The 26,278-nt window shown below is 41.1% G+C and carries 20 protein-coding genes; 7 read left to right on the plus strand and 13 right to left on the minus strand.

Translation table 11 applies throughout. The features are described from left to right. Nucleotides 1-71: 71 nt before the first annotated feature. On the minus strand, nucleotides 72-2,717 hold the full coding sequence (gene alaS / locus C0V77_RS18860) for an alanine--tRNA ligase (protein ID WP_101727911.1): 2,646 nt from the start codon (nucleotides 2,715-2,717) through the stop codon (nucleotides 72-74). Between the two features lie 296 nt (nucleotides 2,718-3,013). Further along, nucleotides 3,014-3,907 (minus strand): alpha/beta fold hydrolase, encoded by an 894-nt coding sequence (locus C0V77_RS18865; RefSeq protein WP_101727912.1) that lies wholly within the window; start codon nucleotides 3,905-3,907, stop codon nucleotides 3,014-3,016. A gap of 319 nt (nucleotides 3,908-4,226) precedes the next feature. Between C0V77_RS18865 and C0V77_RS18875 the strand changes: the two genes are divergently transcribed. Continuing rightward, nucleotides 4,227-5,663, plus strand: coding sequence for a leucine-rich repeat domain-containing protein (locus tag C0V77_RS18875; RefSeq protein ID WP_101727914.1), 1,437 nt, complete (start codon nucleotides 4,227-4,229; stop codon nucleotides 5,661-5,663). Next, nucleotides 5,663-5,971 (plus strand): helix-turn-helix domain-containing protein, encoded by a 309-nt coding sequence (locus C0V77_RS18880; protein ID WP_101727915.1) that lies wholly within the window; start codon nucleotides 5,663-5,665, stop codon nucleotides 5,969-5,971. The genes C0V77_RS18875 and C0V77_RS18880 overlap by 1 nt, the downstream gene beginning before the upstream one ends. A 29-nt stretch (nucleotides 5,972-6,000) precedes the next feature. Here C0V77_RS18880 and rlmB read toward each other — a convergent pair whose 3' ends face one another. Together rlmB and C0V77_RS18890 are read right to left on the minus strand one after the other, a co-directional pair. After that, on the minus strand, nucleotides 6,001-6,825 hold the full coding sequence (gene rlmB / locus C0V77_RS18885; protein ID WP_101727916.1) for a 23S rRNA (guanosine(2251)-2'-O)-methyltransferase RlmB: 825 nt from the start codon (nucleotides 6,823-6,825) through the stop codon (nucleotides 6,001-6,003). Then, a complete protein-coding gene (locus tag C0V77_RS18890; RefSeq protein ID WP_101727917.1) occupies nucleotides 6,798-8,072 on the minus strand; it encodes a GWxTD domain-containing protein in 1,275 nt (424 codons plus the stop codon). The genes rlmB and C0V77_RS18890 overlap by 28 nt, the downstream gene beginning before the upstream one ends. 293 nt (nucleotides 8,073-8,365) lie before the next feature. On the opposite strand from C0V77_RS18890, the gene C0V77_RS18895 reads away from it, so the two are divergent. Together C0V77_RS18895 and C0V77_RS18900 are read left to right on the plus strand one after the other, a co-directional pair. Continuing rightward, nucleotides 8,366-8,782 (plus strand): GNAT family N-acetyltransferase, encoded by a 417-nt coding sequence (locus tag C0V77_RS18895; RefSeq protein WP_101727918.1) that lies wholly within the window; start codon nucleotides 8,366-8,368, stop codon nucleotides 8,780-8,782. 109 nt (nucleotides 8,783-8,891) lie between these two features. Continuing rightward, nucleotides 8,892-10,178: a Gfo/Idh/MocA family protein gene (locus tag C0V77_RS18900; RefSeq protein WP_101727919.1), complete on the plus strand. Its 1,287-nt coding sequence runs from the start codon at nucleotides 8,892-8,894 to the stop codon at nucleotides 10,176-10,178. Nucleotides 10,179-10,226: 48 nt separating this feature from the next. On the opposite strand, the gene C0V77_RS18905 is transcribed toward C0V77_RS18900, so the two are convergent. Further along, nucleotides 10,227-11,804 (minus strand): DUF5723 family protein, encoded by a 1,578-nt coding sequence (locus C0V77_RS18905; protein WP_101727920.1) that lies wholly within the window; start codon nucleotides 11,802-11,804, stop codon nucleotides 10,227-10,229. Between the two features lie 166 nt (nucleotides 11,805-11,970). Here C0V77_RS18905 and C0V77_RS18910 point away from each other — a divergent pair, with 166 nt between their 5' ends. Then, nucleotides 11,971-13,401 carry a circularly permuted type 2 ATP-grasp protein gene (locus tag C0V77_RS18910; RefSeq protein WP_101727921.1) on the plus strand — a complete coding sequence of 477 codons (1,431 nt, stop codon included), beginning with the start codon at nucleotides 11,971-11,973 and terminating at the stop codon, nucleotides 13,399-13,401. A 116-nt stretch (nucleotides 13,402-13,517) separates the two neighbouring features. Continuing rightward, entirely contained in the window at nucleotides 13,518-14,072 is a 555-nt protein-coding gene (locus tag C0V77_RS18915; protein ID WP_101727922.1) for a DUF6580 family putative transport protein, read from the plus strand. Nucleotides 14,073-14,131: 59 nt separating this feature from the next. Here C0V77_RS18915 and C0V77_RS18920 read toward each other — a convergent pair whose 3' ends face one another. The 4 genes from C0V77_RS18920 to metH form a co-directional block, all read right to left on the minus strand. Next, the gene (locus tag C0V77_RS18920; RefSeq protein ID WP_101727923.1) at nucleotides 14,132-14,980 is read right to left on the minus strand and encodes an SEC-C metal-binding domain-containing protein; all 849 of its coding nucleotides are present in this window, start codon (nucleotides 14,978-14,980) and stop codon (nucleotides 14,132-14,134) included. Between the two features lie 9 nt (nucleotides 14,981-14,989). Beyond that, entirely contained in the window at nucleotides 14,990-15,556 is a 567-nt protein-coding gene (locus C0V77_RS18925) for a hypothetical protein (protein ID WP_101727924.1), read from the minus strand. Beyond that, nucleotides 15,556-16,593, minus strand: coding sequence for an ATP/GTP-binding protein (locus C0V77_RS18930; protein ID WP_101727925.1), 1,038 nt, complete (start codon nucleotides 16,591-16,593; stop codon nucleotides 15,556-15,558). Before C0V77_RS18930 ends, C0V77_RS18925 begins: the two co-directional genes overlap by 1 nt. A gap of 100 nt (nucleotides 16,594-16,693) precedes the next feature. Then, a complete protein-coding gene (metH, locus tag C0V77_RS18935; RefSeq protein WP_229236325.1) occupies nucleotides 16,694-20,548 on the minus strand; it encodes a methionine synthase in 3,855 nt (1,284 codons plus the stop codon). A gap of 190 nt (nucleotides 20,549-20,738) precedes the next feature. On the opposite strand from metH, the gene C0V77_RS18940 reads away from it, so the two are divergent. Further along, a complete protein-coding gene (locus C0V77_RS18940) occupies nucleotides 20,739-21,200 on the plus strand; it encodes an Lrp/AsnC family transcriptional regulator (protein ID WP_101727926.1) in 462 nt (153 codons plus the stop codon). A gap of 109 nt (nucleotides 21,201-21,309) precedes the next feature. Here the strand turns inward: C0V77_RS18940 and C0V77_RS18945 are convergent, their stop codons facing one another. From C0V77_RS18945 to C0V77_RS18960, 4 genes are all read right to left on the minus strand, one after another. Continuing rightward, the gene (locus C0V77_RS18945; protein ID WP_101727927.1) at nucleotides 21,310-22,737 is read right to left on the minus strand and encodes an amidohydrolase; all 1,428 of its coding nucleotides are present in this window, start codon (nucleotides 22,735-22,737) and stop codon (nucleotides 21,310-21,312) included. A 247-nt stretch (nucleotides 22,738-22,984) separates the two neighbouring features. Beyond that, entirely contained in the window at nucleotides 22,985-23,875 is an 891-nt protein-coding gene (locus tag C0V77_RS18950) for an alpha/beta fold hydrolase (RefSeq protein ID WP_229236326.1), read from the minus strand. A gap of 98 nt (nucleotides 23,876-23,973) precedes the next feature. Then, entirely contained in the window at nucleotides 23,974-25,080 is a 1,107-nt protein-coding gene (dprA, locus tag C0V77_RS18955) for a DNA-processing protein DprA (protein WP_101727928.1), read from the minus strand. A 39-nt stretch (nucleotides 25,081-25,119) separates the two neighbouring features. After that, nucleotides 25,120-26,223: an endonuclease/exonuclease/phosphatase family protein gene (locus C0V77_RS18960; RefSeq protein ID WP_101727929.1), complete on the minus strand. Its 1,104-nt coding sequence runs from the start codon at nucleotides 26,221-26,223 to the stop codon at nucleotides 25,120-25,122. Between the last annotated feature and the right edge of the window lie 55 nt (nucleotides 26,224-26,278).

Raw genomic sequence — 26,278 nt, forward strand, 5'->3', positions numbered from 1 at the left:
AATATCCAAAAAGGCCCTTCACCTTTGCCAGGGAAGGGCCTTTTAAATATTTCCTAAACCATAACGTGGTTCTAGATAAGGCTCTTGCCTTTCTCGATGGCCTTCTCAAGGCCTGCCACGTCACTACCGCCCGCGGTTGCAAAATGTGGTTGTCCACCCCCGCCGCCTTTCATTTCTTTAGCCAGTTCTTTCACTATATTGCCTGCATGCAGGTTTCTATCTTTCTGCACGGCCTCGTCAATTATTACAGCCAACTGAGGTTTGCCGCCAATTTCTGCGCCAAGAACACCATAGAAACTACCCACCTGATTTTTCAATTCAAAGGCCAGTTGTTTCAGTGCATCGGCTGATGGTACGGTAACCTTTGCTGTCAAAACATTTACCCCGTTAATTTCTTCAACCCTGTTTAGCAATTCTTTCTTCAATTCCTGCAATTTCTCGTTTTCAAGCACCTCCAGTTTTTTCTGTAAGGCGGCCTTGTCAGCAATCAGCGTTTCAACAGCTTTTAGCAAATCAGCAGGATTTTTCAGTAACGCTGCAATCTCATCTTTTACTTTCAGGTCTTCTTTGATTCGCTCCATTGCTTTTTCGCCTGTCAAAGCCTCTACCCTGCGCACACCGGCGGCAACCGACCCTTCTGAAATAAATTTAAACAAACCGATATTCCCGGTTGATGGCACGTGTGTACCCCCACAAAGCTCAACAGAAAACTGTGGGTCAAAAATTACTACACGCACAAAATCACCATATTTTTCACCAAAAGTAGCTGTGGCTCCCAAGGCAATAGCCTCATTAATTGGCATATTCACTTTGGTTTCAAGAGTAATATTCTCACGGATTTTCTCATTCACAATGTCTTCAATACTGGCCAGTTCTTCGTCCGTTACTTTAGCAAAGTGCGAGAAGTCAAAGCGGGTAACGTTGTCGTCCTGATATGAACCTTTCTGCACTATGTGGTTGCCCAACACTTTACGCATGGCAGCCAGCATTAAGTGTGTAGCTGTATGGTTAGCCATTATTTTCTGATGACGGGCCTCATCCACATGTGCCAGCACGGTGGTAGCGGTATTCAATACTTCCTCCAGATTTTTGTCTCTCGAGATATGAATAAACAAATCGTTTTCCTTTTTGGTATCGGCAATATTAATTACATGGTTACCAACCACTATGGTTCCGGTATCCCCTACCTGGCCACCCATTTCGGCATAAAATGGCGTGCGGTCAAGCACAATATGGTATTCTTCACCACCCTTTGTTTTAACTTTACGGTATTTTTCAATCTGCGCTTCAGAAGAAAGCTGGTCATAACCCACAAACTCAAAGTCTTCTCCTTCGTTCAGTTCAACCCAGTCGGTAGCCTCTTTGGCAGAATCTTTGCGTGAGCGCTCTTTCTGCACTTGTAACGCTTTCAGAAATCCGTCTTCATCTATTTGATACCCTTTTTCGCGCGCAATAAGAGCGGTTAAATCAGAAGGGAAACCATAAGTATCGCTCAACTCAAATACCTGGTCACCGGCAATTATTTTTCCTTCTGTAGCCCCGATAATGGCATCCAGGCGTTTCAAACCGGTTTCAAGTGTGCGCAGAAACGTTTTTTCTTCTTCTTCAATCACCTTAGCCACAAAATCCTGCTGAGATTTCAGTTCAGGGAAAACATCAGCAAACTGGTCGGCCAATACAGGCACCAGCCTGGTCATAAATGGTTCGCTGAACCCTAAATAAGAATAACCATAACGAACGGCACGACGTAAAATACGGCGGATAACATACCCTGCCTTGGCATTTGAAGGTAACTGGCCGTCGGCAATGGTAAAAGCTACGGCGCGTATATGGTCAGCAATGACACGCATGGCTACATCAACATAACTATTTGATGACAGCGTGCCGTTTTCGCCGTATTTCTTGCCCGACATCCCCTCTAATACAGTTATTGTATTCTGGAAAATATCGGTATCATAGTTTGATTGCTTGCCCTGAATGGCCATACAAAGTCGCTCAAATCCCATACCGGTATCCACGTGTCTGGCTGGTAAAAGCACCAAAGACTTATCTGCTTTGCGCTCAAACTGCATAAATACGTTGTTCCAGATTTCAATTACCTGCGGATGGTCATTATTTACCAGTTCTTTTCCGCTTATTTTATCTACCTCTTCCTGGCTTCTTAAATCTATATGAATTTCAGAGCAGGGGCCACACGGACCGGTGTCGCCCATTTCCCAGAAATTATCTTTCTTATTACCTAAAATAATCCGGTTTTCGTCGCCTATCAAACTTTTCCAGATATCAAATGCTTCCTGGTCAAAAGGTACCCCCTCGTCAGGGTTGCCTTCAAAAACCGACACGTAAATTCTGTCTTTGGGTAATTTATAAACTTCTGTGAGCAGCTCCCACGACCACTCCAGCGCTTCTTTCTTGAAATAATCACCAAACGACCAGTTACCCAGCATCTCAAACATGGTATGGTGGTAGGTATCAAAGCCTACATCTTCCAGGTCGTTATGCTTTCCGCTTACACGAAGGCACTTCTGAGTATCCGCAATGCGTTTAGACGGGGGCGTTCCGTTGCCCAGAAAAAAATCTTTAAACTGTGCCATACCTGAGTTATTGAACATCAGAGTTGGGTCATTCTTGGCCACAAGCGGAGCCGATGGAACGATGAGGTGTCCTTTACTGCGGAAAAAATCTAAAAAAGCCTTACGAATTTCGTGCGAGGTCATATCTGCGTCGGGTAAATTTATGAATGTACAATTGAATGCTTATTCTGATTAGCCCAAAAGTGCTTTTCAGATAAACATTCATGCTGAATCAGAAGCAGTTTAATTAACTTCTGACCAAAGTTTTATTACTAATGTTTTGTTGTATTAAACTGGCTGCAAATTTAGACTAAATTACAGACTATTTGAAGTGTTATCTGATAAAAACAGAGGTTACTACTTTATTCAATCCAAAGCATATATCGCTTATATCAAAATTTTGCTGCCCACCTATGCAATAAAGCTTGCGGCGTAAATAATCAGAGCGGTTGCAGGTGTGTTAAAATGGCGGGCATTATCTTATCAATTACAGGTTTCGAAAATTGGTGCCCCATACCCTCTACCCACAGCATTGTTGCTCCGGGTATTTTTGGAGCATAAATGCGTGCATGAATTGGCGGAATCAGCGGGTCGGCGGTGCCATGAATAACCAGCGTTCGAGCCCTGATTGATGGAAGTTCGTTCAGGCGTGACCCCGAAGCCACAATACCACAAAACTGCTGGAATCTGGCACGCGGGTTCTGCCCTTTTCTGATTTCTATTGCCTCGGTAAAAACACTATGCAGATGCTCTCTGTTGACCGGAAAACCTTTGCCGTTCAGTTTGGTAAAAGTTTTCACATAACCTGCTACCGAAACGCGTCTGGTGAAATAGCGTGTATTTAAACGGAAATTTTTGACAAAAAAAGGAACCAGATAATAAAACAGACGACCCTTGAAAAAAGATACGGCTGCGGGGTCAAGCGCAAAGCCTGATGACATAATTGAGGTAAGACTAAGCACTCTTGGCTTATACGAAATAGCTATGCGCTGCGCTATCATCCCTCCCATAGAAACCCCAATGATATGCGCCTTATCAACAGACAAAAAATCCATCAGGCTAATTGTATCTTTGGCCATATCTTCCAGCGTGTAGGGCCTTTTTGGGTGCCATTGATCGTTCATCCAGGTCGACAGCCCGATATCTCTGTTATCGAACCTGATAACATAATAGCCTGCTTCTACTAAAGGCCTTATGAAATCGTACGAAAACAAGATGCTCTGGGAATCAAGACCCATTATCAAAACAATGGCAGGATTTTCTTTTTCTCCGTACGCCTCAAAATAAATTTCAATGTTATTGCAGGGAGCCTTGCCCGATAAAGTTGGTTTCATCTGATTTAATAAAACAGCTTCATGACTTTTTTAACAAGTATTCCGGAACACCGATGCTTTCAAACTACCGGCTTTGGCACTTTAATACCATTGTTCCAAGAAGATTTTTAGAAAAAATTAACAAATTTTTGATAGGCATTCTACTAAAGCACAATACAAATATATGTTTCTATATGTTTTTTCAAACTATTTTAAAAATAAGCGCTTGCATTAAATGGCATGGAAGCAACCTGCACTTAAATAGATTTAGTGAAAAAAACAGAAAAAAAATATATAACTATGTTTTTAGTTATATATTTGTGCACTAAACAAAAACTACATGAAAAATCTATTATACCTTCTTTTGCTTGTTTCATTTAGCGCTAAGGCACAACAAAAAGTTTATCAAGCCAGCGTTTTTGAGAGAAAAGTAATGACACAGCATGAGGGCCACAAAAAGTATCCTTCTTCAACAATTATCGATCTAAATACTGATAAAAGTAAGGCTATTATTATGGATGCCACAGTAAAAAAAATAATTAATGATTTTAACCTGATGGCCATCAGGACAGGTAGCCCACTGTATCAGTATAGCGAAATAAAGAGTATCCCGGTTGAGTTATTTGTGCAACCTAATGGCACTATTGATTATTTTAAATATGGTTTTCAGGGCCAAATTATAGGTAGGGTTAAAGGCAACAGCCCGTTTTTTAATGACTCATTAAACACAGAAAACACAGCAAAATTTGTTGCTTTGGCAGAAAATTTCTGCCTGAATTATAAACTACCTGCCAACCCGGGCAAAACTAATTTTAGCATCAATATAATGCTGAACATCGGCTCGCAGCCTAAAAAACCAAGTAAAACCTATATCTGGAATATACAAATGGCAGAAGCCTGCGACAAACCGGATACCGTAAAAACGTTAATGCTTAATAATTTAAATCTGACCTCGTTCCCACAGGTGGTTTTCAGGTTTAAAAACCTGACAAAGCTGGACATTTCCAACAACTACATTGAAAAAATACCTAAGAAGATTTCTGCTATGCCGCATCTTAAATTCCTGAGCATTAGCAATAACCCGGTAAATGCCCATAAAATCAGATTTAAAAAGAATACGCATCTGAAAGACCTTAATCTGCAATACACAGGCATGGGCATGATACCACGCACACTGGCCAGAAACCGTAAACTTGAAATTTTGTTTCTTGGTAATAACAGGTTTGAGAAATTCAGAAAGCGCGACTTCAGAAAAATGGATAGCCTGAAAGCACTTAACTTATACAATGCAGGCCTGAACGAGGTACCGTTGAATATCATAAAACTGAAAAAGCTGGAAGAGCTGGATTTGTATTATAACAATTTGAAAAAACTACCTGATGCCATTTGCGATATGCCCGGCTTGAAAACCCTGGCGGTGTCTAACAATGAGCTATGGGCGCTGCCTGCAAACCTTGCCCACTTAAAAAAACTGGAAACTTTGTATGCGCATCATAATCGCCTGACAGAATTACCTGCACTGCCAGATTTAAAACTGTTGCATATTGGGCACAACCTGTTTAAGGTTTTTCCTGAACAGGTGTATCAGCTTACAAACCTGGTTGAATTTGATATTACCCACAATCAGATTAAAGAAGTACCAAACCAGCTAAGAAAGTTCGATAAATTGAAACAGGTTTTTATTGAAGGAAATGATTTTGTAAAAATTGGTTCTAAAAAGGAAGAATTGAGTATATTAGTAACCGATTTAGAGAAAAAAGATATTCTGGTACGTTAATGAAACTTTTCTATACAACCAACGAGGCAGCAGAGATATTGGGGGTGGCGGCCTCTAAGATTCGGTTCTATGAAAAACAGTTTAATCTGAAATTTGAGCGTATTGGCCGCGACCGCAAACTAACCCAAAAAGACCTGGACAAACTCCGCGAAATAATTGATGTAAAAAGTAAAGGCACATTAACCCTGAAAGGCGCCGAAAGAACAATCAATAAGAAAACCGACCTGAATAAAAACAAAAATGCTCTGAAAGCCAGACTACTGACCATAAGAGCATTTTTACAGGATACGCTTGACGAAATGGCCTGAAAGACCTTCTGTGGCAAGAAGGCCTGCTGTTAAAGCCTTTGCCTTACGGCCTCGTATAAAATAACTCCTGTAGCAACTGACACATTCAATGACCCAATCTTGCCCAACATAGGTATTTTAGTTGAGTGGTCGGCTTGTTCTAAAAGGTTATCTGATATGCCGTCTTCTTCTGAGCCCATCAATATGGCAGTAGGTACGGTAAAATCTACATGATACAACTCTTCGGTAGCTTTTTCAGTACAGGCCACTATCTGAATGCCAGATTGTTGCAATTCTTCAACCACTTGCGCAAGGCTGTTTTCGCGGCACACGGGCAGAAAATTCAAAGCGCCTGATGAGGTCTTCATGGCATCGGCATTGATTTGCGCTGCCCCTCTTGATGCCACAATAATGGCATGCACGCCAGAGCATTCGGCCGTGCGGGCTATGGCACCAAAATTACGTACATCTGTTATTCTGTCTAAAATAAGTAGCAAAGGCACTTTACCTTTTTCAAAAACATCAGCTACCACGTTCGATGTTCTGGCGTAATTAACCGCCGAAACAAATGCAATTACCCCCTGATGGTTTTTCATTGTAATCCGATTGAGTTTTTCAATCGGTACACGCTGCACGGGCAGGTCTCTTTCTTTGGCCAGCTTCTCTACTTCTGCATGGCCAAACTCTCTTTGAATTAATATCTTTTCAATTTCTTTGGTGCCTCTCAGCGTCTCCAATACAGATTGCACACCAAAAACTATATCTGGTTTCGATGGTTTCTCAAAATTTGGTCGGGCAAAAAACTTTGGTTTTTTGTTATACTCCGGACGACCACCGGACTCGGATCTTACTCCGCTACGTTTCCTGTTCTCCATGCTTCTACAAACGGATACCAATAGGCCTGATACTCGGGATACCGGACAAGCTCATAATAGTTATCTGTAAACTGATTTGGTTTCTTATTAAAAGTAAATATAATTTCTGAAAAATTCTGCGTTTGTGCATACATCCACACTTCGCGGTCACGGCTGCGTTGCACTTTGTTAGGCGGGCCCAATACAATATAAACCATGCCCTTGTCGGTTTTCCAACCTTCTTTAAATGAGGTAAACAACTGGTTAGCCTCTTCAATTCTTCTGTAGTAGGTTCTTATTATTTTCTTGGCCAAAGCCTGGTTTCCGCCTGTTATCCCCAAAAAATAACTATCCATTGCCTGTTTGGCATCTGCATTCTCGCTTACGGTTCTGGTCTCCTGGCTGGTACTCATATAAATCAGCGGTTTTACCAGTTTCTCAGGCATGGTATACCGCGGGTATCGGTTATCTACAATCAGAAATCCAAAGCCATTTCTGGTATTCATGGTGTCTTCGACTGCAAAATACAGACCTTCGTTTTCAAGATGGAGTGGCGTACCCGATTTAACCTTCAGAATCTCTTCAATTTTCAAAGACCTGAACGGAGGCCTCAGCGATGTTGCCATTGGAGACTGCGCGGGGTCAAACTCATTGGTATATCTAATCAGAAACAGCTCATTAATATGATTATCTAAACTTCTGATCTGAAAGGTATCTTTTTTATTGATATAGTTTCTGAAAATTGGTCTTGAGTAATCGTTCACGAAAAGCCCGTATCTGTCGCTAAGGCGGGTGGCAGAGAAATCAACCACTAAATCGTTGTTTGACTTTTTACTGGTAAGCACCTCAAAAATCTCAGTAAGCAACAAGGCACGGGTAATGTTCTTCGGCCGTTGAATTTCGAAAGACACCTCAACCTTATTATCTCTCAACAGTACATTCTGCTCAGTAAAATCAACCCGGTTATATGCCAGACGGTCTCTTACCCCGTAGTCAGACTGTAACAACCAACTCATCCTGAAAGTCTCCTTCAGTTGCTGCAAAGCATTAACTTTTGAAAGATTCTCCACTTCCATTTCCAGAAAAACCCTGGCTAACGAAGAATCCTTCACTATATATCGGCTTTTAATGGCCACCACCACAGGTTTAACCGTAATATCCGGATACACCGTTGCCGCCTTGGTTTCTCTTGGCTCTTTGGTATTTTTCTTACTGGTAGCGCAGGCTGCCAGCCCCAATAATAAAGTGTATAGTAGTATTTTTCTCATTATACCCGTTTCTTGTTCCAAATGTAGAAATTTCTTTGCTAATATTATTACTTAATGCAGAAAAACAAACAAATTGAGAACGAGGCAAAGACTTTTTTTATTGCAGATTCGCTGAAGTAATTAAGCGCAATAACTGCTTCGAAGTAAAATTGTAAGAGCCGCGCGAAAGTACAAATCTTATAGCCGGCAGTTATAGATGAAGAACCCATTTTATAACCACTCTGAAAAAAGCGTGGGTTTGTTTATTTTGGGCATTTCAATACATTTGTAGCGTAGACAACCAAACCAAAACTATGGAAAGTACAATACAATATGCCCACGAAAAAGACCTTGACTGGCAGGAATTCAGAAATACACTTATAGCCTCAACATTGGGTGAAAGACGCCCTGTTGACGACCTGCCAAGAATTAAAGCAATGGTTGAAAACGCTAATCTGCTCATAACGGCGCGAATCCATAACAAGCTCGTTGGTGTTGCCCGCTCTGTTACAGACTGGGCGTTTTGCACTTACCTGTCTGATTTATTTGTTGATGAAGCCTACCAGAAACATGGCATTGGCCGTGAACTGATACGGCACACCAAGCTGGCAAGCCCTGATGCGAAACTGATTCTGCTTTCGGCGCCCAAAGCCATCAATTATTATCCCCGCATTGGCATGACACACCATACCCATGCGTTTACATTAGATAATCCGGATGATCTGGTGTAAATTTTTCTGGTCAAATAAGAGTATCCTTTAGCACTTGTGTCGCTTCTGTTATAAAGTACCCCAACATCTATTCAATTTGATACCAAATTCATATTCAACCCCTAATTTTATGACAACCCGTAGAGATTTTCTTAAAACAACCGGAACGCTGGCCGCTTTCTCTATAGTACCAAGAAATGTTTTAGGCCGGGGTTTTATGGCACCCAGCGACGTAATAAACGTTGGATTTATAGGCCTGGGCCGGCAAGCCCGTGGCTTACAGGCCCGGTTTCTTGAAACCAAAGAAATAAATCTGTTAGCTGCCTGTGATGTTGACAAAACGAAGTCGGAAAACTTCACAAAAGATCAGTTTACTAAAAACAGCAAACAGTATTTTGGAGAAGTAAAAACAGCTCCGCAAGTGTATGAAAACTACCTGGAGCTGCTCGACAGAAAAGATATTGACGGCGTTGTAATTGCTACACCAGACCACTGGCATGCTTCTATTGCCATCAGAGCCGCAGAAAAAGGCAAAGACATATATCTAGAAAAACCGCTTACTTTTACAGTTGCTGAAGGCCGCGCATTGGTTAATGCTGTACGTAAAAACAACCGTGTACTGCAAACGGGAAGCATGCAGCGCTCAGGCGATAATTTCAGAAGAGCTTGTGAACTGGTAAGAAACGGATATATAGGCGAGATTACCGAAGTGCGTGTTACCATAGGAGGCCCGCCGAAAGAAGTAGATTTTCAGCCGGAGACTGTTCCTGCCGGTATGAATTGGGATATGTGGCTGGGGCCAAACCAACCTCACCCCTACCACCATTTTCTTGCACCGCGCCTTGAATATAATTTCTGGGCTAAATGGCGCTATTACAAAGGATTTGGCGGGGGAGATGTAACCGACTGGGGAGCCCACATGTTTGATATTGCCCAATGGGCGCTTGGGATGGATGAAAGCGGGCCGGTGGAGCTGTATCCACCAACTGACCCAAATGCGCAACAGGGTATGGTATTTAAATATGCCAATGGGGTAAATATGATTCACCACGATTTTGGCAAAGGAAATGCGGTGCAGTTCAGAGGCAAAGACGGTATTATTGAGGTTAGCCGTTCTTTTTTGAATGTGCCTGACAACCTGAAAGATGTTCAATTAAAAGCCAATGATATTAAACTTGCGTCTCCGGTAGGGGGCAATCATTACAAAGATTTCCTCAACTCAATGAGAACCCGCCAGAAACCACTATGTGATGTAGAAATAGGACACCGAACCTGTACCGTGTGCAATATTGCTAACATCGGGTATGAAATTCGACGCCCTTTAAAATGGAACCCTGGCACAGAAAGGTTCGATGACCGCGAAGCAGACAAGAAGCTAACCAGAAAATTGCGGTCGCCTTATGGCATAAAGATATAGCCTCATTATTAAAGCAAAAGCCCGTTGCAAGTAACAGGCTTTTGCTTTTTACCGGATACTCCGCCATTTTCTTCTTTTCTTGCTTTTGTTAAAAAAATCCCTGATGTCCTGAAAAAGCGTGAACCGGGGTTCATAATAACAATTTGTGGGTCCCTCAGGTAATTTCCTGAACAAGGGGGCATATAAACCGAAATAAAAGTTTACACTTTTAGGATTACCTACATTTAGCAAAGAAACCAGGTTATCAGTACCTAAAAAAAGTGCCCCTGCCCTGCCAGCCAGCCCAATGGCCGGTGTTTTATAACCATTGTATAATGAAACCGGTGCCGACACCTCCAGCCATTTGGTTTCCCAGCGTGGTGTTATTGCAAATAAAGAAGGCTGTATCATGCTTAATGAATTATTGCTTCTGATGTTCTGAATCAGCGTAGCGCTGGCATATATTTTATCAGAAAAGGAGTAATCAAAAGTAGCTGACACCACTGCCGGAAGCGGAACATTGAAAGCATGCCGGTAGTCGGCATCTGATAAACCAAATGCATTATTCATTTGGCTGTACAATTTATCCTGCGAATCAATCTTGTTAAACGTACCTTGTGGGATATTGACGTTGGTCTTACTGATGCTGGTCTGAAAAACCAGTTCATTATTATTGAATCTCATCTGACCCAAATCAAGCAATGCCAGACCAAACTTATACTTATATTTATTCTGGGTAGGGTCAGTTGTCATTCTGTCTTTCAATCTTACATCATATTCCTTAAAATCGGGTCTGTATTCATAAACAAAGCCTATATCTAAACCATAACCAAAACCAGCAGGTGTATTACCAAACAGCCAGTTCGGATTTAAACCGGCTGCGGCCGAAGCGCCGGTTTTTGTTAATCCGTAAGTAGCCACGGCTTTTTCCAAAAAAAGGTCCTGCTTGTTTGGGTTCGCCTGAGGACTAATTTTAAAATCCACTTGATTTACCAGATAATGCACATTCAATAAAGCATTTACCCGCTTCATGGTCAGCCCTAACTTCATAAAATGGTCGGCATCTTCAATTATTACCTTACCCACTGTAAGCCCCATTTCTACATAGCTGTTTATATTGGCATTAAAATGATTATCAGTCAATGACAAATTAAAAATAGAAGGCTGCTTGGTGCCAAACATAATTATTTTTGCTGCCGTTATGTTAGTATTGTTCAGGTTCGTTATCAGCCTGCCTCTTGTTGTTAAACCCACAGCCATTTTTGCTCTGTCGAACGTAAACATTAATGAAGGCCCCCTTACATCAGACCCTAAAAAAGCAGCTACATTGCTTTTGCCCTGGGCCTCTTCCAGATACGAATTGGAGTAGCGAATTAGTCCGTTCGGTGCCCTGTGCTTGCCAGGAACCGTATTAGTAACAAAGCCGAAAAGTGAATACGGCGCTCCCCATTTAACATAATTATTGGCAAAATCAATATTGGCTCCAGCCAGATTGAGATAAACCTTATAACGTGTATCGGCTACGTTAGCCGGGTTGGCGTAGATACCATGGGTACCCGAATAATTACTGGATGATATACCCAGCCATTGCTGAGAAAACACATGAAATTGTACAAAAAGAAGAATAAAACAAAAGACCAGCCGCATCTATATAAAGAATGTACTCCCTTGATTATAGGTTAAATTATAAGTTTTTGCCCAACTAAAGAACAAAACTAATTAATTATTGACAAAAACCGATATTAGATTTTGAATTAATAAACAGTTGTAATATTTTAGTAAAATAGTTTATCCTAAAAACCAAAGAAACTTTATGACCTACGACTTCAAAAACTACCAGACCGAAAATTTCTTTGACGAAATGCTTACTGCTGATGCCACTGCCCGGGTAGGAAATCATTTTTTGAAAGAGCGTATAGAAAAACTAACCATTGGTGAACTACAAACCAAACAACATGCCGCCGAACGTGCCATGATATCGGCAGGGATAACGTTTAACGTTTACTCGGAAGAAGGAGGCACTGAGCGCATCATTCCGGTTGATATTATACCCAGAGTAATTGATTCTTCTGAGTGGAACCGGCTAGAAAAAGGGCTTATCCAGCGAATTACTGCACTCAATTTGTTTCTGCAGGATATTTACAATCAACAGAAAATAATTAAAGACAAAATCATTCCGCGAGAAATTATTGAATCAAGCAAAGGGTTTCTGAAAGAATGTAAAGGGCTAACACCACCTAAAAAAATATGGATACATATTACCGGAACAGACCTGATTCGTGGAAACGACGGCGTTTTCAGGGTGCTGGAAGATAACCTCCGTTGCCCCTCTGGAGTTTCTTATATGCTGGAAAACCGTGAGTTATCAAAACAGACCTTCCCTGATGTGCTGTCGCAGTCAAGTGTACGATCTATTTCAGAGTACCCGGCCAAACTACTGGAAGTACTCCGTTACATTTCAGGCCGCCCCGACCCTACTGTGGTGGTGCTTACACCGGGTATTTATAACTCAGCCTATTTTGAACACTCTTACCTTGCCCAGCAAATGGGTGTTGAACTGGTAGATTACAGAGATCTGGTGGTATCTGGCGATTATGTAAAAATGCGTACAACGAAAGGTTTTAAAACGGTAGACGTTGTGTATAGAAGAATAGATGATACTTTTCTGGATCCGCTAACCTTTAATCCGCATTCGTTAATTGGTATACCGGGCATTTTTGATGTTTATAAAAAAGGAAACATTGCACTAGCCAATGCACCCGGCACCGGCGTAGCTGATGATAAAGTAGTATATGCCTACGTACCAAGAATTATTAAGTATTATCTGGGTGAAGAAGCCATTATACCCAATGTGGATACTTATATATGCGGCGAAGAAGACGCATTGAAATACGTATTAGAAAACATAGCCGACCTGGTGGTAAAAGAAGCCAACGAAGCAGGCGGTTACGGAATGCTTATTGGGCCGAAAGCAACTAAAAAAGAACATGACCTTTTTAGAAAGAGAATCAAAGAAAACCCAAGAAACTATATTGCCCAACCAACCATATCACTATCGCGCAGCCCCTGTGTGCTGGAAGATGGGCTGGAAGGCCGCCATGTAGACTTACGACCTTATATTTTGTATGGCAATGGTATACATGTTACACCGGGCGGGCTTACCAGGGTGGCCTTGCGCAAAGGCTCGTTGGTTGTTAACTCTTCTCAGGGGGGCGGTAGTAAGGATACCTGGGTGCTTTACTGATTAATGATTGTAATGTAAACGACCTATTAATTTTTGTTTGTTACATTTGCTTTGTAATTTTGCAATCTTTAATACTGAAGAATCAGTAAAATCCTGATACAGACCAATTGATATTTATGAATATTACACGTTTTTCTACTATTGTTGCCATTATTGTTCTTGCAGCCATTGTAAGAATACTGCCGCATCCGTATAACTTTACACCCATGGCAGCATTAGCTTTGTTCGGAGGCGCTTATTTTACCAAACGTTGGGTGGCAATTGCCATACCAATGGCGGCTATGCTTCTGAGTGACACCATGTATGAATTACTAACCGGTTGGGGTTTCCACTCGGGTATGCCGGTAACTTATGGCTCATTTTTGCTTGTAACACTAATTGGTATATTTTTTCTGAATAAAGTTTCAGTTTTAAGAGTAACCGGTGCTTCTTTAGCGAGTTCAACAATTTTTTATCTGATAACAAACTTTGCCTTTTTATACCCTGAAGCGCCAGTCCCAAACCCTACTTTAGGGAATTACCCTCATAATTGGACAGGCATTATAGCTTCTTATGCTGCAGGTCTTGAGTTTTATCAAAATCAGATTCTTGGAGACCTGTTCTATTCAGGAGTGTTATTCGGTGGATTCTATCTGCTACAAAGACGCTTTGAAGTATTGAGAATGGCTTAAATAAGCTTCTATTTTAATATAAATAACAAGAGCGGGTGTTGTCAGCCCGCTCTTGATGTTTACGCACCACAGCATTTTTTATATTTCTTGCCGCTTCCACAACCACACAGATCATTTCTGCCTAAATTATCACCTGCAATCACCGGCGACTTCATGCTGGGCGTAATGTTGTTTCTTTTTAAAAAATCAACAAAAAAATCGTTCATCCGTTTGTGCCTGTTGCTCAAGGTTTTTCTGAATCTATCAGCTTGTGTGTATTTAATTTCTCTGATAATTTTGGTAACCGGCAATGTCTTGTCGTCCAGCTGGCCCATAGATACTTCCTGCTTGGCATAATCAAACCAGAGTTCAAGATTGGGCTGCTCATCATAACTCAACGAAAACAAAAGCATTACGCTGGTACACTGACAAGACGGCAGTACGCAATAAAAATCGCTTATCCAATACTTTGTACCGTCAATTTCCAGATGCAGGTCATAAGACCAAGGCAGTATTTCATAATAAGAAACCATCTGCGACTCCTGCAATACTTTTTTATAATTGGCAAATTGGGCTTCAATTTTACTGGTTTCGGCCATTTCAGACGCCATACCTTTCAGGTCTCTGAAAAAAGTATTCAGTTCTTTCCATTGAGCAGGCGTAATCTCATCTTCAAATGCCTTCAGAGTAGCATCTTTACTTCCATCTAAAGTATCCTTATCGGTATATTTAAGAATATGGCTGGTTGATACATCCAATGCGAACACATTTTCGGTGTCATCTGCAAAATAGATGTTTCCGCAGGGGCAGGTCATATCCATGCAGGGTTGCAGTTCTGTTGATTTCAAAGTTTTACCGGCAAACACTCCTTGCTCTATTTCAATATTGATAAACGCCTCTGCCGGATTTTTGATTTGGTAGGTGAACATAGTTAAGTACTACTTAAAAGGATTATTCAGAATACGACTCGTCTCAGCATAAATATGCTCTACATCAGCATTATATGGGTTATCTTTCAAATATGTTATCCAAAAAGACAAGGCAGCCACACTCGGTGGATTTTGTCTTTTTAATTCTTTGAATAATTCTCTAAAATTTTGAGAGTACTTATCGCTTTTATCACTTGTTGTAGATTTAGTTATTTTTGTAAAATCAGAAAGATTCTCGGGCAACCCAAAATCTTTTAACTTTAATCCAATCATCTCCAAATTGGAAATTATCCATCGTTCCATCGCAGGACAAATGAAAATCAAATAATGATGGCTGAATTTACACAACTGGAGACTATTGGGTATATCAAAAATAACATCGAAATTTTTAGAATATGATAACTGAATCTTGTCTCTGTCTATTATTCCAACAGCAAAGTCATTTCTAAACTTATTCTGCATAATGTTTACAACAGCCGGACACCCCTTTTGATGGTTATACTTGGTTGTAGGCGGAACAAGTGAGTTGATTAACTTTGTATCAATGTAGCATTCAGGTATTATTCTTAAGTCCATCAGGCGGTATATGCTTCATTATTAAAAAATAAGTCAACACCATTAACATAAACCTCTTCAATCTCTTCTCTGCTTAATGGCTTTGCCACTGTCTGACCATCTTTAAAATCTACCATGAATATGGACAAGTCCTCTCTTGCATTTTCAAGAAAATCATTGACGATAATAGGGCTATGCGTAGCCATAATAAACTGGTTTGTTTTCGAGTGAATAACTTCTTGTGTAAACTCTGCAATATAGGGAGGGAAAGCGTGTGCTTCTGGTTCTTCAAAAATTAATACTGAATTTTCATTAGTGGCGATCGCTGTTTTATAAAAGATTAAACGTTGAAGAGTATCCGCTATGGAACTATATGGTAATATAAAAACTTCCTTGCCTAAGTCTTTAAGTATTTTTATTGAGTTACTGGCTCTATCCAATACAAACCTCAATCCATACTGATTAAACCAATTATTAAATTCTTCTTTAAGGTCTGGAAATAATTCAATCACATATTCAAGATTAGAACCAAATGGAGGAAGTAAAAAAGGTCTATTGGTGACTTTACCTGTAAAAATACTATTTCTAAATCTAAACCTTTTAATATGACTTATTGGAACTTCATATAGGTTTATAGTTGAACTGCCTATGTTCAACTCTTCGTCAAATGAGTATTTGAAAGTTGTGGCATTATTATGATACCCCTTCAAATTATTAAAGATTAAATTAAACTCTATACCACCATTAATCTTATCAAAAACATAGTGATAACTATCTATAAAACTATTATTTCTGATTGCTCTTATTCCATTAATACTGTCATTTATTCCATTAAAAAGAAGTTGATTCGGTCTTTCCAGTTTAACCAAATCATTTAATTTTGTCAATGAACTTTCTTTTAAATATGGGATGCTAAATAAAGAAAGTGCTTCAAGAATATTCGATTTCCCAACGTTGGGTCTTCCAATAAGGAGATTAATTCTCTTAAAATCTTTTAAATTTAATTTCCGAATTGACTTGAAATTAACTATCTCTAATTCCTTTATAAAATTCTCCATTGTGTATTTTCTTGCTTCAATATTCAAAAATACATTAAAAACCCCTAACAAAAAAGACAACCCTCATGAGTTGTCTTTCCGTTATTTTTAATTAAGAATCTCAATCATAGTTCAAAACCGGGCTTAGCCACTTTTCAACGTCTTCTATGGTCATATTTTTACGTTGTGCATAATCCACAATCTGGTCTTTGCTTATTTTACCGATTGTGAAATACTTGCTTTCAGGATTGGCAAAATACCAGCCGCTAACCGAGCTGGCAGGATACATAGCAAAACTCTCGGTGAGTTCAATGCCAATTTTTTCAGCCTGTAATAAATCAAACAGGGTACGCTTTTCGGTATGGTCCGGACAGGCCGGATAACCCGGTGCTGGACGAATGCCCTGATATTTCTCTGAAATCAAGTCATCATTACTAAGCTCTTCATGGGTAGCATACCCCCAGAAATCCTTACGAACTTTTTCGTGCATCAACTCCGCAAACGCCTCTGCCAAACGGTCTGCAATGGCTTTAAGCATAATTGAATTATAATCGTCATGGTCTTTTTCATATTGCTCCAATAGGGCCTCTATGCCTATTCCGGCGGTAACTGCAAAGGCTCCGATATAGTCTTCTTTGTGCGAGCTGACAGGTGCAATGTAATCTGACAAACAAAGATTTGGTAAGTTTTGGGCCTTCAGGTTTTGCTGGCGTAAATGATGCAATGTTGCCAATGAGTCGGTATTTTCAATCAGCTCGCCTTTTTCAGATACAGCCGTGTTGCTCATCACACGATACCCGGTGCCTTTCAGATTCCCTTGTCCGGCAAGGTCATAAGTAAATTCTTCAAAATTATGAAGTACTATATCGTCGCCCTCTGAATTAGCCGGATAAAAACCTATAACTGCACTTGCTCTTAATGATTTTTCAGTAATTACTTTCTTCAACATTTTCTGAGCATCGTTAAACAGTTTTTTGGCCTCAGCACCTACTATTTCATCATCAAAAATCTTTGGATATTTGCCATGCAACTGCCAGGTCTGGAAAAATGGTGTCCAGTCGATATATTTTGCAATTTCGGCAAGGTCATAATTTTCAAAAATTCTGGTCCCTAAAAACTTTGGCTTAGTTGCCTGGAAATTCGCCCAATCAATAGGGACGCGGTTATCACGCGCTTTATCAATACTTACAAAGTTTCTATCTTTTTGCCTGCTGGCGTGTTCGGTGCGCAGGTTGGCATATTGGGTTTTTATTTCATCAAAAATCTCCTGATGGGTCTGTGCATTCTGCATAAGCCTGCCTGCCACAGGCACACTCTTAGACGCATCCAACACGTGAATAACAGGCCCTGAATAATGCGGGTCTATCTTTACTGCTGTATGGATACGAGATGTAGTGGCTCCGCCAATCAGTAAAGGCATGGTAAAGCCCTGACGCTCCATTTCTTTAGCCACACCCACCATTTCGTCCAGGCTGGGCGTTATCAGACCAGATAAGCCAATAATATCCACATTATGTTTCTTGGCCTCCGCCAGAATTTTGTCGGTTGGCACCATTACTCCCAAGTCAATCACTTCGTAATTATTACATCCCAATACCACGCCAACAATGTTTTTGCCTATGTCATGCACATCACCTTTTACGGTAGCCATCAATATTCTGCCTGCACTTGAGCTTTCTCCTCCCGCCTTTTCTTCTTCAATAAAAGGCAAAAGATAGGCTACCGCCTTTTTCATTACACGGGCCGATTTCACTACCTGAGGCAGAAACATTTTACCGGCACCAAACAAATCCCCTACTACATTCATGCCATCCATCAGCGGGCCTTCAATCACCTGCAAAGGCCGCTCAAATTGCTGCCGTGCCTCTTCTACGTCCTGGTCAATATATTCTGCCAGGCCTTTAACCAGAGCGTGTTCCAATCGTTTCCCAACCGGTAATTCTCTCCAGGCATTATCAATCACCTGCTCTTTTCCTTTCGATTTCACAGTTTCGGCAAACGTTACCAGCCTTTCGGTGGCATCAGGCCTGCGGTTCAAAAGCACATCTTCACAAAGTTCAAGCATATCTTTGGGTATGTCGTCATAAACACCCAGCTGCCCGGCATTTACAATGCCCATATCCATGCCTGCCTTAATAGCATAATAAAGAAAAACAGTATGCATGGCTTCGCGAACAGGCTCATTACCCCTGAAACTGAACGATATATTTGATACCCCGCCGGATACTTTGGCATACGGCAGGTTTTCTTTTATCCAGCGGGTAGCGTTAATGAAATCAACTGCATAGTTGTTATGTTCTTCAATACCAGTGGCCACGGTTAGGATATTCGGGTCGAAAATGATATCCTGGGCAGGGAAGTTTACCTCATTAACCAGAATATCGTATGCACGTTTACATATTTCAACGCGGCGTTCATAAGAATCGGCCTGACCCTGCTCGTCAAATGCCATAACAACTGCCGACGCGCCGTAGCGTTTTATCTTTTCTGCCGACTCCTTAAATTTCTCCTCTCCTTCTTTTAGAGATATAGAGTTCACAATCGACTTACCTTGAACACATTTCAGTCCGGCTTCAATCACTTCCCACTTAGATGAATCAATCATAATTGGCAAACGAGCAATGTCAGGCTCTGCCATCAACAAATTGAGGAATGTTTTCATGGCTTCTACCCCATCAATCATTCCCTCGTCCAGGTTCACATCAATCACCTGCGCGCCACCTTCAACCTGCTCGCGGGCTACTGATATAGCCTCATCGTATTTATTTTCGCGAATCAAACGTGCAAATTTCTTAGAGCCTGTTACATTACAGCGCTCACCGATATTAATAAAGTTTGATTCTTTGCTTATTCTCAGCGGCTCAAGACCCGACAGTTTCTGAACCGGCTCGGATTCAGGTATCTCCCTTGGCTTATATTTTTGTGCTACTTCGGCAATAGCCCTGATATGGGCAGGTGTAGTACCGCAACAGCCACCGATGATATTCATGAAACCGTTTTGCAGGAAATCCTCCACAATGTCGGCCATTTCTTCCGGCGACTGGTCATATTCGCCCATTTCGTTGGGTAAGCCCGCATTGGGGTGAGCTGATACCAGAAATGGGGCTTCTTTTGCAAGAATCTGCACATAGGGGCGCATTAAGTCGGCACCCAAAGCGCAGTTTAAACCTATTGACAATAAATCGATATGAGAAACGGAAGTCAGAAATGCTTCGGTGGTCTGGCCTGATAAAGTTCTACCAGAGGCATCGGTAATGGTACCTGATACCATCACTGGAATTCTTACATTCTTTTGAGCCAAAGGGGCATTTGTATTATCCTGCTTTGGGATAGAGCTGCTCTTTAATGGACGGATAGTTCCTTTCCTTTTATCAGAATCGTATAAATCAATGGCAAAAAGAGCAGCTTTGGCATTTAGCGTATCGAAGATGGTTTCAACCAACAGCACATCTGCGCCGCCATCTACCAGGCCTTGTATCTGCTCGTAATAGGCATCAACGAGTTCATCAAAGGTAATGGCACGGTAACCGGGGTCATTTACGTCAGGCGAGAGCGACAAGGTACGGTTTGTTGGCCCAATAGAACCGGCCACAAAACGTGGCTTGCCGGGGTTACGAGCCGTAAATTCGTCTGCTACTTCACGGGCAATTCTGGCCGACTCATAATTCAGCTCATACACATAATCTTCCATGTGGTAGTCGGCCATTGCAACTGAAGTGGCAGAAAAAGTATTCGTCTCTGCTATGTCTGCCCCTGCCTCAAAATACTTGGCATGAATTTCTTTGATAACGTCTGGTCTGGTGATAGAAAGCATATCATTATTACCTTTCACCTCATGCGGAAAATCACAGAATTTCTCTCCGCGATAATCTTCATCGCCAAGTTTGTATTGTTGAATCAAAGAACCCATGGCTCCGTCAAGAACCAGAATTCTGCTTTTTAGAATTTCGCGAATGTCGGTCACTTTTAATGTCATTTAAGTTTAGTTGTAAGGCCTTCATTACCTTATGACTGAACAACATAATTTATCCTACAAAAATACTATTTAAAGATTGATTTTTTGAAAAAATTTAATAAAATAGATAAAATATCTAAATAGGGTATAATACTTACCAGAATTATTTTTAATTTTGATGTAATCATTTGCTTACAACGACAATTTATCTATGCAAAAACTGGATACCACTGACCGCGAAATTTTGAAGTACCTGCAAGAGAACGCTCACTTGACAACGAAGGAGCTGGCGTCTCGTTTGAATCTATCGCCAACGCCTGTTTATGAGCGGGTAAGGCGACTGGAAAACGATGGGGTTATCAAGAAATATGTTGCCGTGATAGATCGTGAAAAAATAGGCAAAGACCTGATGGTATTTTGTAATATCAGGTTAAAAGAACATGCACAGGAGGCAGGTAAAAAATTTGTAGAGCAGATTGTAAAACTAACTGAGGTGATTGAATGCCACAATATTTCTGGCGAATATGATTTTATGATAAAAGTGGTGGTTGATGACATGCGCGAATACCAGAGCTTTTTGATGAACAAGCTGGCATCACTAGAGAACATAGGCAGTACCCACAGCATTTTTGTAATGAGTGAAATTAAAAACGAAACGAAGTTTGAGGTATAGTAAAACTGAAATATAGATAAAGGAAAATAATAATACAAAGTGTGCCAAGGCTTTTCAGTAAAGAACAAGACCGTGGCACATTTTTGATTGAAATTAATCTGATTTATCTTTATTTCCTATAATCCAAAGCAGGTTTTCTGTCGCCTAATAAAGAAATATATTTAAAACCTTCGCCTCTGGCTTTTGCAAATTCTTCTTTGGCTTTTCTGAGAATTTCCGGGCTTTCAAACAATTGCGTGGCAGTTAGAGCCATAGTTTTAGCGGCTATGGTCATCCCTTTCCGGCCTATACTCATGCCTCCTGCTGCTACGGCCTGCCAGCTATGAGCGGGTGTGCCGGGTACCCATGTTGCCACACTCAGCCCTACGGTTGGTACTGTCCAGCTTACGTCGCCTACATCGGTTGAGCCGCCAGAACCACCTTTTTCGTTTACAAGCGGCTTAATATCGGTTGCATCTTCATATTTCAGGCGGTCTGCGCCCAGGCTTTTGGCAAGTTGTTCAGCAAATTTCTTTTCTTCTGCCGTGTAACTAAGCCCCCCAATTTGGGTAAGGTTGTTTTGCATTACCTGTGCCAGCGTTTCGTTATAAAGCAACTCGTAGGTACCGCCGGTTAATTCCCATTCTACACGGGTATCAGTACCCAAGGCTGCTCCCTTTGCGGCCTTTTCAATTCTTGACCATACGTCCATCACCACATCGCGCCGGGGGTTACGGGCATAAAAATAAACTTCGGCAAAGTCTGGCACTACGTTTGGGGCTTTGCCACCATTGGTAATTACATAATGTATGCGCGAGTCTGACGGCACGTGTTCTCTGAGCATATTTACCATGTTGTTCATGGCTTCTACCCCGTCTAAAGCTGAGCGACCTTTCTCAGGCGCCATAGAGGCATGAGCAGAAACCCCATAGAACCTGAACTTACCAGACTTATTGGCTAAAGAATTTCCAAAACTAGCGGTATTGATTGAATTAGGGTGCCAGTGTATTACGGCATCTACATCATTAAACAAACCTTCGCGCACCATATATACTTTGCCAGACCCTCCCTCTTCGGCCGGGCAACCATAAAAGCGAATGGTACCTTTTATGTTGTTGGCTTTCATGTATTCTTTTACGGCAATGGCCGCAGCGGCTGATGCCGTACCAAATAAATGATGCCCGCAGGCATGGCCGGCTGCACCTCCAGTTGATTTCTGGTCAGTGGTTGAGTCTTGTGAGAGCCCCGGCAAAGCATCGTATTCACCCAAAATACCAATTACGGGTTTTCCCTCACCAAAGGAGGCCACAAAAGCGGTTGGAATACCAGCCACTGCTTTCTGAATTGCAAAACCTTCTTTAGATAATGTTTCCTGCAAAAGAGCCGAACTTCTGGTTTCCTGATAACCCACCTCAGCATAATTCCATATTTTTTTAGCGATAGAGCCATAATACATCTCCTTTTTGGCAATGTTATCAAGCATTTTGCTTTTACTTTCTTGCGCAAATACATCTATACATACTGCCAGCAAAGCAAAAATAAAGGTAAGGTTTTTCATGTTTATTGATACAAATTAATGTTAAGTGCAGGCTTTAAAGTTAAATTGAAACGAACAAAGTTTCAAAGAAATATAAAAAAAGAATCAGCTTTTCAATGCAGGTTGTGAAAGAATCCGTTATCTGACAAATCAAAGGTCTTTAAAACAGAAAAGCCGACTGCGCAGAAAACGCTAAGTCGGCTTAATTTCCAATTCTATTCTGGTGGGTATTATTGCATAATTTTACTGAAGATTCAATAGCTGGCTATTAATTGCCCAGCGACTCATTCAATTCTTCTATTCCGTAAATTTCTTTTTTTACCAAATCCGGATGCGACGCAGAAATCAGATGTCCTGATTCAGGTATAAAAACAAACCTGGCATTTTTGCCTGCCAGCACTTTTTTGGCAAAAGAAAAATTTGAAGTGTCCACAATCCAGTCTTTTCCTCCACACATTACAGTTACTTCTGACCGAATCTTGGCCCAATCACTCTTTAGTTTTTTTAGCTCTGCCACATGAGCATATTTTTCATCGGTGGCTGTATTCATTCTCTCTGGCAAGAACCATCTTACTATAAACAACTTGCCATACTTTGAAAACCACCAGAATTTCTCGGTGTCAGGGTCAATAGCAGGTGATAGCAAAATCACTTTTTTAACCAGTTGGGGATACAAAGCAGCCAGTTCTGCGGCTACCGGTGCCCCATAAGAACGGCCGACAACTATTGCTTTTTTTCCGGAATGGTTACTTCTTAAGGCCAGGCTAATGGCATTTGCCTGCTCGGCCAGTGAATAAACTCTCTTTTTAGGTTTTTTCTGTGACTTCCCGTATCCTGGTCTGTCTACTGAAATCAAATGGTAGTTATGCTGCAATGCGCTGTCGTCCAGCATATTCAGGTAGCCGTCCCATGAGCCCGGCGCGCCATGTATAAACAATACCGGTTGGGCGGTATCTGCTCCGAAGGTTACATAATGCAATTTCAGAGAATCGTTTTCAACCATGTGGAACAAAGGCTTTGAGAGCCTGTCGCGGTAGTGCTGTTTCAGTTCAGACTCTGTCATTATCCATCTGCTGAAACACGAACCAAGGGTAATGCTAAGGATGGCAAAAATCAGAAATCTCTGTGTTTTGCCATTCAGTTTTTTAATCAGGTTCACTTTAATGCTGCTATATTTACGTTTTCAAGGGTTATGGTAATAACGAAAATACCTTATTAATGGTTTATGAAGAGGCTGTAAAAGTAAATAATTTCATATCATTTTAATCCAAACTTTTTACCGGCCATTGCTTTTATAATACCCTGAAACTCAAGATTTAACAAAAGAGAGGCTAATTTATTAACTGGTATCTGTGTTTGCCAGCTCAGATTATCAATATGCATTTCGCCGTGGGTTCTCAGGGTGGCAATTACCTGACTTTCTTCTTGTGTAAACTGGCTCAGGTCTAATTCTGTCTCTTCAGGTTTCTTTTTACGTGTTCCTTTTGTTTCAGAGCCCCAGTTAAGGGCCTCAACAATGTCATTTGTTTCAGTAAAAATAATGGCCTTGTTGTCTTTTATGAGCTTATGGCAACCTGAAGCGTATTTATTGGCCAGGCTACCCGGCACTGCAAAAACCTCGCGATTATAATTATTGGCAAAATCTGCGGTAACTAAGGCACCGCCTTTATCAGCCGATTCAACCACGATAGTTACATCGCTAAGTCCGGCAATGATACGATTTCTGGCAATAAAAAGGTTTCGGATAGGTTTCATTCCAAACGGATTCTCAGACAAGACTCCCCCACTCATCAACATCTGCTCGGCATATTTCTTATGTGCGGCCGGGTACATGATGTCTAACCCGCTTGCCATTACGCCAATAGTAGGCAATTGGTTATCCAGAGCAGCTTTATGTGCTGCAATGTCTATCCCATAGGCAAGGCCACTTACCACACATACCTGCAGAGGGCTTAATTGCTCAATTATTTCTTCAGTTACTTTTCTTCCGTATTCGGTGGCTTGTCTGGTACCTACAATGCCTATGGTGCGCAAAGTGTTCAGGTCGCCATTGCCTTTAAAATACAAAATAGCTGGGGCATCATATAGATTTTTAAGTCTGGGCGGGTAATCTTTATCTGTAGAAAAGTAGATTTTTACCTGAGTCTTTTCAGCTTCATTCAATATGCTTTCTGCTTTTTTTAGCAGTGTATTTTCTTTTAGGCCTTCTACTATCTGCTTACCTACACCCGGAATTTTCAGTAGTTTGTCTGTTTTTGATTTGAAAACATTTTCGGCAGACCCGAAGTGGCTTATCAATTGCCGGAACATGATGCTCCCGACGCCTTCAACCAGGGTTAATGCAACCTGATATAGTTTTTCCATTAGATTTTGTTAGTACAGCTATTTGGGTATATTATTGGGTTATCTTTTGAAAGCATACTGCGCCCAGACCGGGTAATGGTCTGAATACGGCTTATCTGAATAGGTTCTGAAATTTACGGTTTCAAAGTAATTTTCGTCAAAGAACTGATTATCGATTCTTAAAAAACCAGGGGGATAATGATACGTAAAGCCAAAGCCGCGCCCTCTGGCCTCAAAGGCGTTGTTGAGGTATTTTCTGGTTCTGCCATAGGCATATCCATAAGGCACTTCGTTGAAATCGCCGGCAATAATTACCGGATACGGGCTCGCTTTTATCCATCTTTCCAGTTCAATCATCTGGATGATTCTATCCTTAAAACCATCACGCAATTGGTGATAAATGGTTTTGGCTTCTTTTTTAGCTCTTTCTTTATCTTCTCCGGCCTCCAGCACTTTAGTAACACGCACACCCATAGACCTCAGCTGAACATTCATTACCCGTATGGTATCGCGGCCTACAACGATATCGGCCGCCAGTAACCCGTTATGATTAATTGCCCAGTGCTTTTCCTTTTTCTTGATGATTGGATACCTTGAAAAAATAGCCAGCCCTATGGCGCCTTGCCCCTGGTCGTTGCCGGGTGTTGAATGCACATAAGTGTAATGTTTATTTTTTTCTCTGAATCTCTTAATCAACGCAAATTGCCATCTGCTGTCGAGATTGTATAATTCCTGTACACATTTAATGTCGGCATCAATTTCTAAGGCCGTATTCATTATATTCACTGCTCCAGATTTACCACTGCTGGGGTCAAAACGTTCGGTATCAGACCACATAAGGTTATAGGTAAGAACCGACAGCTTCTTCCTTTTATCTGCCTCTACGGGTTGGTGCCATACAAAGGTTCTTAGAATAAGCGGAAAACCAATTACCAGAACAATAACTGAAATTAGTGCCCGTTTTGACCTTCTAAAGGCCCAGATCACAATAAAAAATATATTGAAAAACCAGGCAATCGGCAGTGATAATGTCAGGAATCCCCCCAGCCAATGCTTTACACTTACCGAATAACTGAGCTGATACACCAGCAAGGTATACAGGGCAGTTATCATATTCAGCAAGAATAAGATTCGCTTTAATGAAAGTTTGAGGAATTCTGTCATTCTATTAAGATTTCAATACAGATATAAATATCTGAAATTGGTGTATCCCCGGTAG

Origin of the sequence: Emticicia sp. TH156, assembly GCF_002855535.1 — a bacterium.
In the GTDB taxonomy this organism is placed as follows: Bacteria; Bacteroidota; Bacteroidia; order Cytophagales; family Spirosomataceae; genus Emticicia; species Emticicia fluvialis.